The organism is Streptomyces sp. NPDC091649, from assembly GCF_044756785.1.
GTDB lineage: Bacteria > Actinomycetota > Actinomycetes > Streptomycetales > Streptomycetaceae > Streptomyces.
Genome location: NZ_JBIVTR010000015.1, coordinates 17,343 through 32,432, shown reverse-complemented (window position 1 = coordinate 32,432; position 15,090 = coordinate 17,343). Strand labels below are relative to the sequence as shown.

15 protein-coding genes and 1 pseudogene are annotated in these 15,090 nt (G+C 70.6%); 13 read left to right on the top strand and 3 right to left on the bottom strand.

Annotated features, from left to right (window positions below; all coding sequences use genetic code 11):
- Positions 1-19 precede the first annotated feature (19 nt).
- The 8 genes from ACIQMU_RS23345 (at position 20) to ACIQMU_RS23310 (ending at position 5,881) form a co-directional block, all read left to right on the top strand.
- On the top strand, positions 20-442 hold the full coding sequence (locus ACIQMU_RS23345) for a YjbQ family protein (RefSeq protein WP_352242294.1): 423 nt from the start codon (positions 20-22) through the stop codon (positions 440-442).
- Positions 443-625: 183 nt separating this feature from the next.
- Positions 626-1,450 (top strand): hypothetical protein, encoded by an 825-nt coding sequence (locus ACIQMU_RS23340; protein ID WP_352242295.1) that lies wholly within the window; start codon positions 626-628, stop codon positions 1,448-1,450.
- Between the two features lie 233 nt (positions 1,451-1,683).
- Positions 1,684-2,067 carry an ANTAR domain-containing protein gene (locus ACIQMU_RS23335; protein WP_402689605.1) on the top strand — a complete coding sequence of 128 codons (384 nt, stop codon included), beginning with the start codon at positions 1,684-1,686 and terminating at the stop codon, positions 2,065-2,067.
- Complete coding sequence (locus tag ACIQMU_RS23330; RefSeq protein WP_352242296.1) at positions 2,064-3,104, top strand: acyl-CoA desaturase; 1,041 nt, start codon at positions 2,064-2,066, stop codon at positions 3,102-3,104. Before ACIQMU_RS23335 ends, ACIQMU_RS23330 begins: the two co-directional genes overlap by 4 nt.
- A gap of 210 nt (positions 3,105-3,314) precedes the next feature.
- On the top strand, positions 3,315-3,737 hold the full coding sequence (locus tag ACIQMU_RS23325; protein WP_402689604.1) for a hypothetical protein: 423 nt from the start codon (positions 3,315-3,317) through the stop codon (positions 3,735-3,737).
- 273 nt (positions 3,738-4,010) lie between these two features.
- Positions 4,011-4,403, top strand: coding sequence for an STAS domain-containing protein (locus tag ACIQMU_RS23320; RefSeq protein WP_402689603.1), 393 nt, complete (start codon positions 4,011-4,013; stop codon positions 4,401-4,403).
- Positions 4,404-4,518: 115 nt separating this feature from the next.
- Positions 4,519-5,127, top strand: coding sequence for an ANTAR domain-containing protein (locus ACIQMU_RS23315; protein WP_402689602.1), 609 nt, complete (start codon positions 4,519-4,521; stop codon positions 5,125-5,127).
- Positions 5,128-5,143: 16 nt separating this feature from the next.
- Positions 5,144-5,881: a GAF and ANTAR domain-containing protein gene (locus ACIQMU_RS23310; protein WP_352242300.1), complete on the top strand. Its 738-nt coding sequence runs from the start codon at positions 5,144-5,146 to the stop codon at positions 5,879-5,881.
- A 35-nt stretch (positions 5,882-5,916) separates the two neighbouring features.
- On the opposite strand, the gene ACIQMU_RS23305 is transcribed toward ACIQMU_RS23310, so the two are convergent.
- Positions 5,917-6,831: an alpha/beta hydrolase gene (locus ACIQMU_RS23305; RefSeq protein ID WP_402689601.1), complete on the bottom strand. Its 915-nt coding sequence runs from the start codon at positions 6,829-6,831 to the stop codon at positions 5,917-5,919.
- Positions 6,832-6,936: 105 nt separating this feature from the next.
- On the opposite strand from ACIQMU_RS23305, the gene ACIQMU_RS23300 reads away from it, so the two are divergent.
- Positions 6,937-7,371 (top strand): MarR family winged helix-turn-helix transcriptional regulator, encoded by a 435-nt coding sequence (locus ACIQMU_RS23300; RefSeq protein WP_402689600.1) that lies wholly within the window; start codon positions 6,937-6,939, stop codon positions 7,369-7,371.
- An 81-nt stretch (positions 7,372-7,452) separates the two neighbouring features.
- On the opposite strand, the pseudogene ACIQMU_RS23295 reads toward ACIQMU_RS23300, so the two are convergent.
- A pseudogene (locus tag ACIQMU_RS23295) lies at positions 7,453-7,533 on the bottom strand (IS630 family transposase); the annotation flags it as partial.
- Positions 7,534-8,069: 536 nt separating this feature from the next.
- Between ACIQMU_RS23295 and ACIQMU_RS23290 the strand changes: the two are divergent.
- Positions 8,070-9,263 (top strand): YncE family protein, encoded by a 1,194-nt coding sequence (locus ACIQMU_RS23290; RefSeq protein ID WP_402689645.1) that lies wholly within the window; start codon positions 8,070-8,072, stop codon positions 9,261-9,263.
- Between the two features lie 429 nt (positions 9,264-9,692).
- On the opposite strand, the gene ACIQMU_RS23285 is transcribed toward ACIQMU_RS23290, so the two are convergent.
- Entirely contained in the window at positions 9,693-10,376 is a 684-nt protein-coding gene (locus ACIQMU_RS23285; RefSeq protein ID WP_352242303.1) for a hypothetical protein, read from the bottom strand.
- Positions 10,377-10,675: 299 nt separating this feature from the next.
- On the opposite strand from ACIQMU_RS23285, the gene ACIQMU_RS23280 reads away from it, so the two are divergent.
- Genes ACIQMU_RS23280 through ACIQMU_RS23270 form a run of 3 tightly spaced genes read left to right on the top strand, consistent with a single transcriptional unit; the run spans position 10,676 to position 15,048 of the window.
- Positions 10,676-12,163: a DUF4331 domain-containing protein gene (locus ACIQMU_RS23280; RefSeq protein ID WP_352242304.1), complete on the top strand. Its 1,488-nt coding sequence runs from the start codon at positions 10,676-10,678 to the stop codon at positions 12,161-12,163.
- Positions 12,160-13,431 (top strand): tetratricopeptide repeat protein, encoded by a 1,272-nt coding sequence (locus tag ACIQMU_RS23275; protein ID WP_402689599.1) that lies wholly within the window; start codon positions 12,160-12,162, stop codon positions 13,429-13,431. The genes ACIQMU_RS23280 and ACIQMU_RS23275 overlap by 4 nt, the downstream gene beginning before the upstream one ends.
- 3 nt (positions 13,432-13,434) lie before the next feature.
- Positions 13,435-15,048, top strand: coding sequence for a nickel transporter (locus ACIQMU_RS23270; RefSeq protein WP_352242306.1), 1,614 nt, complete (start codon positions 13,435-13,437; stop codon positions 15,046-15,048).
- Positions 15,049-15,090 lie beyond the last annotated feature (42 nt).

Here is a 15,090-nt window from a genome sequence, read left to right as displayed (position 1 = left end):
AAGAGGAGAAGATGGAGGCATGTCCGATTCCTTCACCACCACGGTCCTCAACATCACCACGGGTACGGCCGAGACGGTCACGGACCTGACACGCGCCTGCGAGGAGTTCCTCACCCGCACCGCACCCGGCCGCGACGGCCTGCTCAACGTCTTCGTCCCCCACGCCACGGCCGGCATCGCCGTACTGGAGACCGGCGCGGGCAGCGACGACGACCTCCTGGCCGCCCTCCACCACCTGCTCCCGGCCGACGACCGCTGGCAGCACCGCCACGGCAGCCCCGGCCACGGCCGCGACCACGTCCTTCCCGCACTGGTCCCGCCCCACGCCACGCTGCCGGTGATCGGCGGCCGGCTGGAGCTGGGGACCTGGCAGTCGGTCTGCCTGGTGGACACGAACGTCGACAACGCGGAGCGCCGGGTGCGGCTGTCGTTCCTCGGGTAGGCCGGTCAGGGGAGGTGCGCGGTCGGCGCCGGTCTTCGGGCCGTCGCCCCGGGCCGGGTGTTCCGTCGTCCCGTGGGGAGCCGCATGGCGTGGGGTGCGGGGCGGGCGTAGCGTGAACCGTGGGACGAAATGCTGCATGGGGGAGTTCGCACGCATCATTCCGACTTGCCGGGAGGTAGCGGCATGGTACGGGGTATCCGCAACACCATAGGAATCGTCCTGGCGGTCGTCGGCGCTGCCGCGGCCCTCTGGGCGCCCTTTCGCAGTTGGTACAACGGGCGGGTCGGACGTGACTTCCGCGTCTGGGAGCTCTTCACCGGGGCCGGCGTGACGGACTCGGGCGCGGGACTGTTCGCGTCCATGTTCCTGCCTCTCCTGGTCGGCGCGGTCCTCGCGGTTCTCGGGGTGGTGTTCCGATCACGACTGCTGGTCCTCAGCGCCGCGATCATCACGCTCGGGTTCGCCATCCTCTGGATGGTGCGGCAAGGTCAGGCCGAAGGCAGTCTGACGGTCTCGGGCGACAGTGACGGGCTCGGCAGCGGAGTGGGGCTCGCCCTGCTCGGTGGTCTCCTCATGCTGATCGGCGCGGCCGTGATGGGAGGCCGTGAGCGCAGGGCCGTGCGCAAGGCGCGCCACGAGCAGGACCAGCGGGAGCGGAACGCGTTGGACCACGAGGGCCGGGACCGGGACTGGGACCGTCGCGGCGTCGAGGCCGAGCGCCCGTACGGCATGGCCGCCCGGGACCAGGAGACACCGGACGTGGCCGACGCCGGTTCCGCCCGCCGGACCGCATCGGGAGAGGGCGGCCCACCGCGACGCACGGTCCGGCCCTCGGAGCAGCAGGCGGCGGCACCGCGCGGTCGGCCGGTCCCGGCCAGGGACTCGGACAGCGGTGATCGAGCACGCGAGGGCTCCGACCGTACGCAGTACGAGCAGAACGACGGGGCCGGTGGTTCCCACGACGCGAAGAAGGGCCGATCGGGAGAGTCGGACGGGTCGCGGTGGTGACAGGCTCAGGAGGAGTCCGGGAGAGCGGGGAATCCAGCTCGGTCACCGCCGCCCCTGGTCGGCACGGCAGTCATGTGAGACGGTGAAAGAAGCAGCCGGACCGTGGACAGTGGTATTTCCCGCTTCCCACGGTCGGTTGAACAGACTTCAGCGCGTGCGAGTCCTCGTACGCAGCCGCGTCAGCACCCCGGCCCCCGGTGCGCGCCGCCTGATCATCTTTGGGGGCCACACCCGTGCGACCGTCCATCAACACCGGGGAAGACCACGAGCGGGACGCTGTGGTCCCCGTCTCCCGAGAGCCGCAAGGCGCCGAGCAGGACGTACTCCATCTCCGCCGTGAGGTGGACGAGCTGAGGCGAGCACTCCGGACCCGTCCCATGATCGACGTGGCGCTCGGCATGGTGATGGCGACCGAGGGATGCTCGTTGGACGAGGCATGGCTGATCATGGTGCATTCCTCCCAGCGAACCAACACCAAGCTCCACACGCTCGCACTGCGCCTCACGGAAGGTTCCGCGAGCCCGACATCGGTCTCGCTCTCCGCTCTTCCCTCGACTGCGGTGACCGCCCGTCAGAGGCATGCCCGGGTGTGGGCCGAGAGAGGTTCACGGTCATGACCGCACAAGATGTCGTCCGCTCCGAGCGGACGACCGGCAGTGATTTCGCCCTGCTGGCGAAGAAGATCGCCGACCATGGTCTGATGACCCGGCGCCCCGGCTACTACGCGGCCCGTATCGCGGCGGTGACCGCACTCTACGCAGGAGGCTGGACGGCCTTCGTCCTCGTCGGCGCCAGCTGGTGGACCCTGGCCGTCGCCGCGTTCCTGGCCGCGGCCTTCGGCCAGGTAGCCCTGCTGGCCCATGACATAGCCCACCGTCAGGTGTTCCGGCTGCGCAAGGCCAGCGAGACGGGGGGAAGGATCGCCGCGAACATCGGCATCGGCATGGGGTACGGCTGGTGGCAGAACAAGCACACCCGCCACCACGCCAATCCCAACAACGACGAGCTCGACCCCGACATCGAACCCGACCTGATCGTCTGGTCCCAGGGCCAGGCCCGCTCGGCCCGGGGGCTGCCCCGCCTGATCGGCCGCTCGCAGGCTTATCTGTTCTTCCCCCTCCTCACTCTGGAGGCGTTCAACCTGCACGTGGCGGGTGTACGGGCGCTGGCAGACCGCTCGCTCAAGCACCGGCCGCTGGAGGGGGCGCTGCTCATCGGTCACTTCGCGGTCTATCTGACCGCGCTGTTCCTGGTGCTGCCGCCCGGCATGGCGATCGCCTTCCTCGCCGTTCAGCAGTGCCTCTTCGGTGTGTATCTCGGCTCGGTCTTCGCCCCCAACCACAAGGGCATGCCGATCCTGACAGGGAAGGACCGCCCTGACTTCCTGCGCCGCCAGGTCCTCACCTCACGCAACGTCCGGGGCAACTGGTTCACCGACATCGCGCTGGGGGGACTGAACTACCAGATCGAACACCACCTCTTCCCGAGCATGCCCAGCCCCAACCTGCGCAGGGCACAGACCATCGTGCGGCACTACTGCGAAGAGCTGAACGTCTCCTACCTGGAGACGGGCTTGATCACCTCCTACCGACAGGCGCTCCGCAGCCTCCACGAGGCGGGCGCCCCGTTGCGCCGCCCCCGGGCCGCCTCCTGAGCGCTGGTCCTCCGTACCCTCCGTACCCTCCGGGCGGGACGACGGAGTGGCGCCCGGGCGCGTGCCGTCCATATGGCTGCCCAGCGGGATCCGGCGGATTCCGGTCATCGGCCAACGGGGGTAGCCCTCCGCTGCGACAGGGCCTAGCCTGGGCGCCGTGCCCCTGCCCCCGGCCGTTTCTGACCTCACGGCCGAAAACAGGTGGAGATCATGGTGCGTCACAGTCCCGCCCAGTTGCCCCGCAGCAGTCCTCCCGGCGGAGCGCCGGAGGCCCGGCGGGCGCGAGCGCGAGAGGCGCTGGTCGACTACGGCTGCCACGGTGACGCCCTCTTCTCCCTGGCGCTCTTGCTGTGCCGGGACGTCGACCTGGCCGCCGAGGCAGTCGTCGCCACACTGACCCGGGTGGACGCAACGCCGTCCGAGCCGTGTCCGGACGCGCGGCGTCAGCACCTCGCGGCGGACCTGTGGAACCGGTGCGCACGTGTTCCCGACGGGCGGCTACCGAACCTGCTTCGTACCTCCGGCCGCACCGGAACCGTGCGGCCCGCGAACAGGACCAGCCCGACCAGGGCCAAGCGCTGCTCGGGCTGGTCCTGTTCGGCGCTCACACCTGGACACAGGCTGCCGCGCTGATCGGTCTGCCGGCTTCTTCGGCCGCTGTGCGGCGAGCCCGCCTTCACGACGCCGCGAGCGTACCCAGCCACCGCCGGACGTAAGAGGCACGGCCCCGACACCGGGTCGCCCACCGTGGCGGCCTCTGGGGGCCGCGGAGGGCAACCGCAGTCGGCGGCGCCGTGACACGCCTCTTCCCCACGGCGCCGCCACGCATGCCCGACCGCGCCTTCACCCCGCGCCGCTCCACCAGGCCGCCCCCCCAGACCGGCAAGCTCGAAGCGAGGATGCCCGATGCAGACTCCACCGCTCCTCAACGTCGTCCTGCGTCAGAAGGAAACGCACACCGTCATCGTTCTGGCGGGGGTGATGGACAGAGACTCCGTCCCCGCGTTCACCGCGGCGATGGCCGAGGTCTCGCGTGCCGGAGCCGCGGCCGTTCACGTCGATCTGAGCGCCGTCGCGTTCTGCGACTGCAGTGGACTCACCGCTCTCCTCACGGCAGCTCGGGACAGCAGGACGGAGGGGCGGACGTGGCAGGCGTATGCTCCGTCCCCGGCAGCCCTTCGCCTGTTCACCCTGACCGGCACCGCCGGCATTCTTCTCGGCTCGGGGTCCCGCGTCTCCGGCCCGGACGAGACCGCCGCGAAGCGCTTCGAAGATCGATCCCCTGCCTCGCCGGTATGATGGGAAGTCCGGAAGGTGGCCGCCTGTGCTCAGCCCCGAGATGACCCGCATCCTTCGGGCCCTCCACACGGACGTCGGACCGGGGCTGGACGCCGGCTGTGCAACGGTTCTCGGCATGGACCATCTCGTGGTGTCCTTGGTGGTCGAGGGCCAGATCACCGAACAGTTGTGGTCCTCCGACTCCGTGGGCGCCTCGTTCGAGGACCTCCAGTTCACCTTGGGCCAGGGCCCGGGCCCGGATGCCCTGCGCACCAGTCGGACGGCGGTGGAGCACGATGTGACAGCGACGGGAGCGGCACGATGGCCCACCCTCGTGCCGGCGATGGCCCATCTGCCGATCGCGGCCATGTTCTGCCTCCCGCTGGCCCTCGGCGGCATCTCCGTCGGCGTCCTCACCGCGCTCCGCGCGTCCCCCGGGCCGATGAGCGGCCAGGAGACGGATGACGCCCTCGGTCTGGCGGCGGCCCTCACCCTCCAGTTCCTCGGCGGGGTGGGAACGCGAGGCGAGACCTGGTTCGACGCGCAGCCGGACGGAGAGCTGCACCGTGCCGTCGTCCACCAGGCCACCGGCATGCTCAGTGTCCAACTCGCCCTCCCGCTGGGCGAGGCGCTGCTCCGCCTGCGCGCGTACACCTACAGCCACGACCGTTCCATCATCGAAGCCGCTGAAGACGTCGTCTCCCGGCGGCTTCGACTCGACGACGACCGTCCGGAACCCGAATGATCCAAGGAGCGAGGGGATGACGTCCATGTCCCGCGAGCAACAGGTGTCAACGGTATTCGTGCAGGTCGCGGACTCCCTCATCGATGACTTCGACCTCATCGAATTCCTTGAGGAGCTGTGCGCCCACTGCGTCAGCCTGCTCGACGTCTCGGCGGTCGGCATTCTCCTCGCCAACGAAAAGGGGCTCCTGCATACGATCGCCGCGTCGGACCAGAACACGCACCTGCTGGAACTCTTCGCCATACAGCACGACGAAGGCCCCTGCCTCGACTGCTACCGCGACGGCGAAGCACGCGTCAACATCGATCTGCACGATCCCGCGGCCAACGAGAACTGGCCCGCGTTCGCCGACCAGGCCCGGCGCAGCGGCTTCCAGACGAGCCACGTCCTTCCGCTTCGCCTGCGTGACCGCGCCGTGGGGGCGATGAACCTCTTCCACTCCGGTCGGCAGTCGCTGACCCCCCAGGACGCTTCACTCGCCCAGGCGCTCGCGGACGTCGCGACGATCGCCATACTCCAACAGCGTGACCTGGGACAGGAGCAGTTGGAGAAGACACAACTGCAACGCGCCCTCTCCAGCCGCATCGTCATCGAGCAGGCCAAGGGGATCCTCGCCGAACGCTGGAACGTCACTCCCGACACGGCGTACGACGCTCTGCGCACCTATGCCCGAGCGCGCCGACTACGCATCTCCGACTGCGCCCGCCACATCATCGACCAGACGCTCGACACCGACGAGATCCCGCACGTCTAGTGCTGTGACCGCGTAGGTTCGCCGGTTCGTATGCCTTACAGGTTGTTCGCATAGAAGCTGACGAGTCGTTCGACGGCAACGTCGACGTATTCGGGTTCGTCGTACATCTCGTAGTGGCCGGCGCCGTCGATCACCATGAGGTCGACGGCGTTGGGGGCCAGCTTCCACAGCTGCATGCCGGTGTCGTAGGAGCCGGTGTTGCCGATGCGTCCGGCGAGGATGACCTGGAGTGGTTGGGTCATGAGCTGATCGGCCAGGTGGAACGCGTCGTAGCCCAGCAGGTGGGAGTCGCCGCGCAAGAGGCGCCGGTTCGTGGAGTGTTCGTTACCGCCGCGCTCGGTGCGGTAGTAGGTGATGGCCTGAGTGGTGTCGATGTCGGTCAGGCCCGCTGCCGTGGCGTCCTCGAGGGTGTCGGGCAGCCAGTTCACGCGGGTCGTCTCGCCGGAGCGGGCCTCTTCGGTGCGTGCGTCCGCAAGGGCGTCGAGTGCTGCGGCCGGACCGTCGGGCTGGAAGCTGCGGAATGAGGCGCCGATGTTGACGGGGACGACCGTGCCGACCGCGTTGATGCGGTGGTCCGTGCGGGCGGTGTGCACGGCGTAGCCTCCACCGGCGCAGATGCCGAGGACGCCGATGCGCTGCGGGTCGATGCCGGGGGTCGTGGTGAGCGCGTCGATGGCGTAGGAGATGTCCTCACCTCGGCGGTAGGGGTCTTCGAGGTCGCGGGGCTCGCCCTCGCTCTGGCCCTGATGTGCGGGGTCGAGGACGAGCGCCGCGATGCCGCGGGCGGCGAGACGGGAGGCGTAGTTGGCGCCGATCTGCTCCTTCACGCTGCTGCCCGGGGTGGAGAGCACCACGGCGCGCAGCGGCGCGCTGCTGTCGGCGTTGTCGGGCAGGTGGAGGTCCGCGGCGAGGTTGATGGGACCGCGCGGGATCGTGAGGTGCCGAAGCATGCCTGGCTTCCTTCGTGAGATTGTTGTTCCATAGGAGTCCAGTACAAGAAATATCTTGTACGATCTAAAACTAATACGAAACTGTATCACTTGGATGGAGGGTCGATGTCAGTCGACGGGGCGCAGCTGTGGACGCTGAACCAGCGGCTGCTGGGTGTTGTGATGGATGCCTGCACGGGGGAGCTGGCCGAGCTCGGGTTGGAGACGAAGGAGTTCTTCGTCCTGGCCGAGGTGGAGACATCGCCGTACCCGGCTGAGATCGCGACTGCGCTGCTGCTGCCCAAGGCGAGCGTGACGGTCTACGTTCGCAACCTCGTCGCCAAGGGCTTTGTCCGCCGCGAGATCGACGAGGCGGACTTGCGGCGTCATCGGCTCGTGGTGACCGCCGAGGGTGCGCGAGCACGCGATCGAGCACTTGCGGCCCTCGCGGCGGAGTACGACCGCAGGCTGGCGAGGGTCGCCCCCCAGGACCGCGTTGAGCTGCGACGCATCCTCAAAGCGATGCTCGCCTCGCCCGCGTCGGGCCGTATGCGCGAGTGATTCGTCTGTCCGGTGCTCTGCTGCACGTTCGGGCCGCGACCGCATGGATGCGTCGGATCGTTCAGGTTGCGACGGCAAGGGGCGTCCGTCCCGGCGAATGCTCTTCTCGCTTCGGACGCGGGCACGTTCGCGACGCTGCGCCGCGAGGACGTCGGGGTGACGTTCACGCTGCCCTCCTCGACGGGGGCGGCCTCTCCGGCCATCCCGAGCGCCCCTGGTCCCGGCCCTCCCGTGCTCCTCATGTGGTGCTGAGGGCGAAGACCCATGTGCCGGGGCGCCTGCTCCAGCGCCAGGCCGCCCCGACGTGCGCCGCCGGCACGACGAACAGCAGCGTGCGCGTGCCCAGTTGCCTTGCGCGCGGAGCTGGGGGATTTTGCCGACGGCATGCGCGGTGGTTGCGACGAGGCGGCCCGGACGAGCCTGCCCGTGGTGAACCGTCGGGAAGGGGCGACGGCGCCCGTCGAGGAATCTCGATCGCACTCTGTTCAAGTTTCCCTCTCCTGGCTACGTTACCTCCAGTAACAGGCGTGAGCCTGTCTGGCGGCGCGCCCCCACCCCGGCCTCTGGAGTTCACCATGACGCGTTCCCCTGCTCGTCCTCCTCGCCGTCGGCGCCCCTTCGGCGTGGCCGTCCTGGTCGCCGTGGGGCTGGCCGCAGGTGCGTTGCCGGCGATCTCCGGCTCGGCCGGCGCCAGCGAGATGCCGAAGCAGGCACGCGAACAGACACGGGCAACCTCCTCGGAAGGGCTCAAGGAGGTGTTCTTCGTCGGCAACAACTGGGAGGGCACCGCCGACGTCATCGACTCCCGTGGCGACTACGCCAAGATCGGCCGGATCAACATGATCCCCGACAAGAAGGAGCGCCTGTGGGAGATCTACCTCAACCCCGTCAAGCTCGCGTTCTTCCTCGGCATCCGGCTCGGCCCGGGTGAGGGCCACGACCAGTACGTCGACGACATGTACACCACGAAGGACGGCAAGTCCGTGATCGCCTCCCGGCCCAGTTTCGCCGACGTGGTCTCCATCGACGTGGAGAGCGGCGCAATCAACTGGCGCTTCCCGGTGTCCGGTTTCCGCTCCGACCATATGGCGGTCTCACCCGACGGCACCCAGGTCGCCGTGTCCTCCTCGACCTCCAACACCGTGCATGTGCTGGACATGGCGACGGGCGAGGAGGCCGGCAAGTTCAAGACGGGCGACAAGCCGCACGAGAACGTCTACACCGACGGCGGCAAGCACCTCTGGAACATGTCCATCGGCGAGGTCAACACCGACATGGACGCGCCCTGGCAGGACTTCACCAAGGGCGACCGCCGCATCACCGTCGCCGACGCGAAGACCTTCCAGGTCAAGAAGATCATCGACATGCGCGAGCGGCTCGACGCCTTCGGCCGCAAGGACCTGTCCGACGCGCTGCGCCCCGTGGCCTTCACGCCCGACGAGTCGAAGATGTACTTCCAGGTCTCCTTCTTCAACGGCTTCGTCGAGTACGACGTGCACAACGACGAGATCACCCGGGTGAAGACGCTGCCGAAGAACCCGGACACCAGCGACGAACGCACCACCTACGTCAACGACTCCCGCCACCACGGCATGTCCATGAGCCCCCGGGGTGACAAGCTCTGCATCGCCGGGACCATGGACGACTACGTCACCGTCGTGAACCGCGAGTCCCTTCAGGAGGGCCCGCTCGTCACCGCCTCCAAGCCGTACTGGGCCACTGTCAGCGGAGACGGCAAGCACTGCGTCGTGTCCGAGAGCGGCACCGACCAGGTGACGGCCATCGACTTCGCCACCGGCGAGAAGGTCATCTCCATCCCCGTCGGCGACCACCCGCAGCGGGTCCGCATCGGCCACGTCCCCACGGACTGGACCGGCCCCGCCGCCGGCTGAGAGGCTTCGGAGCCCGAGCCTCCCGCCGTGCTCCGCCCGGAACGCGCCGCACCGGAACCGTCGTTGGGGCGGAAGCGGCTCTTTTGCCCGCTCCCGGTCCGGATCGCGAAGCACGCTGGACGGTGATCGTGCCTGCGGGGGCCGGCGGGTGCGCACCTCCCTTCACCCGGACGTGTAAGCGCCGAGCCGCCGGAGCGGGGCCCGAGGCCCCGCTCCGGCGGCTGTTCCTCGTCGAAGGCGCTGACCCGGCACACGGGGCCGGTCGGGCCGGGCGGTGTACGGCCCGACCGGCCGAGCCTCTCGCGCCGTCCCCGTGGCCCGGGCGCGGACCGTCTCCCGGTGGAGATCCGCGAGCTTGCGCGGTCCATGGCCGTCAGGAGCTCCGGGCGTACGAGGTTCCGGCCGGGCCATGGGGCGGGGCGCTGCCCGTTACGGGAAGGCCGGGAACGTCGGCGGCTTGGCCGCACCCGGCACGTAGTCGAAGTTCGGCGTGAGCGTGCCGAAGAGGCTGCCGGCGCGCGGAGCCGTGGCTCCGGTGGCCTCGGCGAAGAGGTTCGCGGCTTCCTGCGTGACGTAGAACGGGGCCTTCTTGATGCGGAAGCCCGTGGGACTCGGGCGGGCGCCGGCCATGACCTCGGCGTAGGTGGACTCGGCGATCACCACTTCGTCGAGGAGCGGCCTGCCGTCGATCGAGACGCCCGCGGAGTAGGCGGGTGTCGGCATGACGCGGATGAACGTGGATTTCAGGGTGATCGTCTTGCCGGACTCCTGGTGCCTGACCCTGAGGCCGCCGGGGTAGAAGATGCGGCCCTCGGCGTCGAGTCCGTCGCCGGCCGTCGAACCGATGGGCATGCTGAAACCTCGGCCGTCGGCGTCCATCACGAACGGGCTGACGGCCTCCAGGGTGATGCCCTCGCGCTCCATCCAGGCGAGGGTCTCGTCACCGATGGCCACCTGGGCGTCGCCCCAGGGCGAGATGTAGGCGCCCGGCAGCGGTGCGGCGGCTGCCGCGGCGGTCGGCTGCTGGGCGGCCGCTCCGGAGGCGGTCAGGCCGAGCGGAAGGGAGAGCGCGGCCACGGCGGCCAGGACGGTAAGACGGTGAAGAGCACGCATACGCATAGGGCGTTTTCCAGTCTGTGAGCTGTGCGGGACCGCGTCGGGACCCATCCCTGCGGGCTCAAGTGAGCCTGAGAATGCCGGAGTTCAGCTCCGGAGCGGGGATGCGGTCGAAGATCGACTTCGCGATGAAGTATGTCCATCGGCGCATCGCTCCGCGACCGACGGGGCCGTTCGTTAGGCCATTCGAGGGGAAAGAGCCACGCGGCGAGTGGTGTGCGAGGCGCAGCAGTCACTTCAAGATCACTCGGGCTGTTGGCCAGGGCGACTCCCCACCCACAGCCCTGGAGACACGCGTGCCGGAAACCCCCAGAACCTCCGCGTCCACCGCACGGTCCCGTCGACGCCCCGCTGCCCTCGTCGCCGCCACGGCCGCGCTCACCGCGGCCGCCCTGTCCGGCCAGTTCACGGGCATCGGTGAAGCGGGCGGGCACATCGACGCCCCGTCGGCCGTGCTCGACTCCCCGGCGGACCTGACCGACGTCTACGCCTTCACCAGCCCGGACAACGCCGACATGGTGACACTCGTCGCGAACGTGCGCCCCTTCCAGGTGCCCGGCACCGCGGCCAACGCGCTGGTCGACTTCCCGTTCGCGACCGGTGCGCGGTACGAGATCCACGCGGACGCCGATGGCGACGGGGATCCCGACGCCACCTACCGCTGGACCTTCCGCGACGAGGACCGCAGGCCCTTCGGCGTCGGGCCGAAGGTCGGGCCGCTGCCGGTGAACTCGCTCGACGACCGGTCGCTCGGCGTGCGCCAGAAATACACCCTGGAGAAGGTCGGGGAGGACGGCACCGTCCGGACGCTGCTCAGGGACGCGATCGCCTCGCCCACCCACACGGGCCGGGCCCTGATGCCCGACTACGGCAGGCTGCGGACCCAGGCGACCCGTCAACTTCCGGGCGGCGGACAGACCGTGGCCACACAGGCGGCGGAGTCCTTCAAGGCCGACACCCAGGTGTTCGGTCTGTACACGACCGGCACGCGTGGACCGGTGCCGGGCTGGCTGCCCGACGCACAACCGCTGTCGGCGCTGAACGTGAACAGCCTGATCCTGCAAGTACCCAAGAGCGAGATCGCCCTGAACGGCGACCCGGAGCGCAACCCCGTCGTCGGGGTGTGGGCGTCCGTCTCCCGGCAGGGCGCGAACCTCGAACGCGGCCTGGCGGAGCAGGCCCCGGCCTTCCGTCAGGTCTCCCGGCAGGGAACCCCGCACCTCGCGTTCGCGCTGTTCGGCTCCACCGTCGGGCTGGCCGAGCCCGGTGGGCCCGAGGACCGCTTCCAGGCCCGCCCGCCCGAGGACGACCACCTGGCCGCCGACTTCCTGGCCGCCACCCTCGACCCCGTACCACCGCACCGGATCGAGAGGGCACAGGGCCGCAAGGCGCCGGCCACCCCGCGCAAGGACATCCAGGCCCTGTTCATGAAGGGCATCGGCAAGGACAACGGAGCCGCGTTCGGCTTCGACCTCAACACCCACACCATGAACGCCGACGCCGACCCCGGGCGCATCGTGCTCGCCGAGCAGCTGCGGCTCAACCTCACCACCCCCGTCACCGCCCGACCGAAGGCGCACGGTGTCCTCGACGGAGACCCGCAAGGCTTCCCGAACGGGCGGCGGCTCAACGACAACATCGACGGGCCGCTGATCCGGATGCTGGAGGGCGAACCCGCCGGGCCGTCCGCGGCAGGACTGCTCCCGAAGCCGGTCGTCGGTCTGGAGCCGGCCGACGCCCGGAGCGTCTTCCCCTATCTCAACCTCCCGCACGCGGGCCCGTGAGGCGTACGATCTCCGCCGCGGCGGCGGCGGTGGCCGTGGCCGGCTGTGTGGCGGGACTGCTCCACCTCGGTCCCGACGCCTCCCGGCCCCGGTCCACCGCCGCCCCCGCGGCCGCCGACGGCGGACACGGAGCCCCCCTCAGCCCGGTCGCCGCCGCCCGGCAGCGTACGGACGCACACCCCGACGACCCGGCCGCCTGGGCCGGTCTGGCACGCGCGGAGATCGAACAGGCCCGTATCACCCTTGACGCGGGACGGCTCGATGCCGCGGAGAAGGCCCTGCGCCGCTCCCTCGACCTCGACGGAACGGACAACTACGGGGCCGTGACGGGTCAGGGGCTACTCGCCAACGCCCGGCACGAGTTCCCGCGAGGGCGTGAGTACGGGCTGCGCGCCACCCGGATGGCGCCCGACCGGCCGGACGGGTACGCGGTACTCGCGGACGCCGAGATCCAGCTCGGGAACTACCGGCGGGCCCGGGCGGCCGTGCAGCGCATGCTCGACATCGCCCCGACCACGGCCGCCTACAGCAGGGCCGCCTACGACCTGGAGACCAACGGCCGGCCCGACGACGCCGCCATCGCGCTCCGACGAGCCCTCGACAGCGCGGCCACACCGGACGAGCGCGCCTTCACCGAGGCCCGGCTGGGCGACCTCGCCTGGTCCCGGGGGAGGGCGGACGAGGCGGAACGCCACTACCGTCGCGCCCTGGCCGCCGTACCGGACCATCCCTACGGACGGGCCGGCATCGCCCGGGCGACCGCCGCGCGCGGACGCACCGGTGCGGCACTCGAGCTGTACACGCGGCTCGTCGAACGGATGCCTCTGCCTCAGTTCCTGCTGGAGGCGCTGGAGCTCCGACACGCGTGCGGCGACACCCGCGGGGGAGGCGAGCGGGCAGCTCTGGAGGCGCAGGTGCGCATGGTCCGCGCGGACGGTGGCCCGGTCGACCCCCATCTCGTCCTCTACGCGGCCGGTCACGGCGACCCGGAGGTCGCGGTGGAGCTCGGACGCCGGGCGTGGAAGCACGCGCGCGGCGTCATCGTCGCCGACGCGCTCGGGTGGGCCCTGCACCGGGCGGGGCAGAACACCGAGGCCCTCGCCCACGCGCGCCGGGCAGCCGCGACCGGCTGGAAGAACGCTCTGTTCCGCTATCACCGGGGCACGATCGAACAGGCCCTCGCCCTGCCCGAGGCGACCCGGCACCTGCGCGAGGCCGCCGCCCTGAACCCCCACCTGCTCCCGCACTGTCCGGACGGAGACCGGTAGCCCATGAAGTCCCCCTGCCGTGCGGCGCTCGTCCCGGCACTCCCGCTGGTGCTGTTCGCCCTGGCCGCACCGACGGCCCATGCCCACCCGCTGGGGAATTTCAGCGTCAACCACTACGACGGACTGCGTCTGTCGCACGACCGTATCGAGGACACCGCCGTCGTCGACAGCGCGGAGATCCCCACCGCGCAGGACGAAGCGGCGACGGACACCGACCACGACGGCACCGTCTCACCCGCCGAAGCGGCGAGCCGAGCCGCCGAGAGGTGCACCGAACTCGCCGGGCGCACGCGGATCTCGGTGGATGGAGAGCGCATCGCCTGGACGGTGGACCGTTCCGGCCTGACGTACGGGAAGGGGGCCGCGGGAGTCCCCGTCGCCCGACTGACCTGCGCCTTGCGGGCCGACGCCGATCTCACCCGGCCGGCCGCCCTCTCCTTCACCTCGGGAGCGGACACGACGCGCACCGGCTGGAAGGAGGTCACCGCCGTCCCCGGCAGCCGCGTACGGCTGACCGGGTCGTCGGTCCCCTCCAGCAGTCCCAGTGACCTGTTGCGCACCTACCCGCGGACCGGGGACGGCCGGCCCCTGGACACGGTCAGGGCGGATCTGCGTACACGGCCCGGGGAGGGCGGCGGCGCGCCCGGGCCTCCGGGGCGGACGGAACCGGACGACGTACCGGCGGCCCGGGCCGTGGATCGCGGCGCCGTGCTCTTCCCCGCCCTGGAGGACCGGCTCACCGGCCTGACGGCGGGCAGGGACCTCACTCTGCCGGTAGGTCTCCTCGCCGTCCTGCTGACCCTGCTCCTGGGCGCGGGCCACGCCGCACTGCCCGGGCACGCGAAACTCGCCGTCGCCGCGTGCCTCGCCCGCCGCGAAGGCGGAGTCCGCGCCGCCCTCGCGGTCGGGACGACGGTCACGGCCACCCACACGGCCGGAGTCCTGGCCGTGGGACTGGTCCTGACGGCGGGCGGCGGATTCGTCGGGGAACGCCTGCTCGGATGGCTGGGGGCGGTCAGCGGTGCGGTGATCGCCGTGCTGGGAACGGTGCTCACGGTGACGGCGGTGAGGGCCCTGCGAGCGGGGCGCCCACCGGCGCACTGGCACCACGGACACAGCCACAGCCACGGACACAGCCATACGCACGACAGGACACCGGAACACGCCCACGCGCACCAGGACGGCCACTCCGACGCTCACGCGCACCGGGACGGCCACGCTCACGCGCACCGGCATCCGGCCGGCCGCTCGCACAGCCGAGAAGTGCACCCGGACGGGAAGCGGCCCCGCCGCACCGGCCTGACCGCGCTTCTCGGCACAGGGCTCGCGGCCGGGCTGGTGCCCAGCCCCTCGGCGCTCGTCGTGCTGCTCGGCGCCATCGCGCTGAGCAGGACGCTCTTCGGTGTCCTGCTCGTCGTCAGTTACGGACTCGGCATGGCTCTCACCCTCACCGCCGCCGGCCTGCTGCTCTCCAGCGGCGGAAGCCGGCTTGCCGCTCTGGGCGAACGCCGCCGTCCCTCCCTGCGCCGCTACACCCGCTACGCGACGGTGCTCACCGCGCTCGCCGTTCTCACCGTGGGCATCAGCCTCACGCTGCGAAGCCTCATCACCCTCTGATCCTCCGGGCACGCCACGGTCCAGCGCGCCCCGAAGGCCGAA

Bases quoted from the DNA above. Each gene is read 5' to 3' on its own strand.
- ACIQMU_RS23345 (WP_352242294.1), top strand. From the start codon at position 20: ATGTCCGATTCCTTCACCACCACGGTCCTCAACATCACCACGGGTACG.
- ACIQMU_RS23310 (WP_352242300.1), top strand. From the start codon at position 5,144: ATGACGTCCATGTCCCGCGAGCAACAGGTGTCAACGGTATTCGTGCAG.
- ACIQMU_RS23270 (WP_352242306.1), top strand. From the start codon at position 13,435: ATGAAGTCCCCCTGCCGTGCGGCGCTCGTCCCGGCACTCCCGCTGGTG.
- ACIQMU_RS23325 (WP_402689604.1), top strand. From the start codon at position 3,315: ATGGTGCGTCACAGTCCCGCCCAGTTGCCCCGCAGCAGTCCTCCCGGC.
- ACIQMU_RS23320 (WP_402689603.1), top strand. From the start codon at position 4,011: ATGCAGACTCCACCGCTCCTCAACGTCGTCCTGCGTCAGAAGGAAACG.
- ACIQMU_RS23300 (WP_402689600.1), top strand. From the start codon at position 6,937: ATGTCAGTCGACGGGGCGCAGCTGTGGACGCTGAACCAGCGGCTGCTG.
- ACIQMU_RS23315 (WP_402689602.1), top strand. From the start codon at position 4,519: ATGGACCATCTCGTGGTGTCCTTGGTGGTCGAGGGCCAGATCACCGAA.
- ACIQMU_RS23290 (WP_402689645.1), top strand. From the start codon at position 8,070: ATGCCGAAGCAGGCACGCGAACAGACACGGGCAACCTCCTCGGAAGGG.
- ACIQMU_RS23305 (WP_402689601.1), bottom strand. From the start codon at position 6,831: ATGCTTCGGCACCTCACGATCCCGCGCGGTCCCATCAACCTCGCCGCG.
- ACIQMU_RS23330 (WP_352242296.1), top strand. From the start codon at position 2,064: ATGACCGCACAAGATGTCGTCCGCTCCGAGCGGACGACCGGCAGTGAT.
- ACIQMU_RS23340 (WP_352242295.1), top strand. From the start codon at position 626: ATGGTACGGGGTATCCGCAACACCATAGGAATCGTCCTGGCGGTCGTC.
- ACIQMU_RS23285 (WP_352242303.1), bottom strand. From the start codon at position 10,376: ATGCGTGCTCTTCACCGTCTTACCGTCCTGGCCGCCGTGGCCGCGCTC.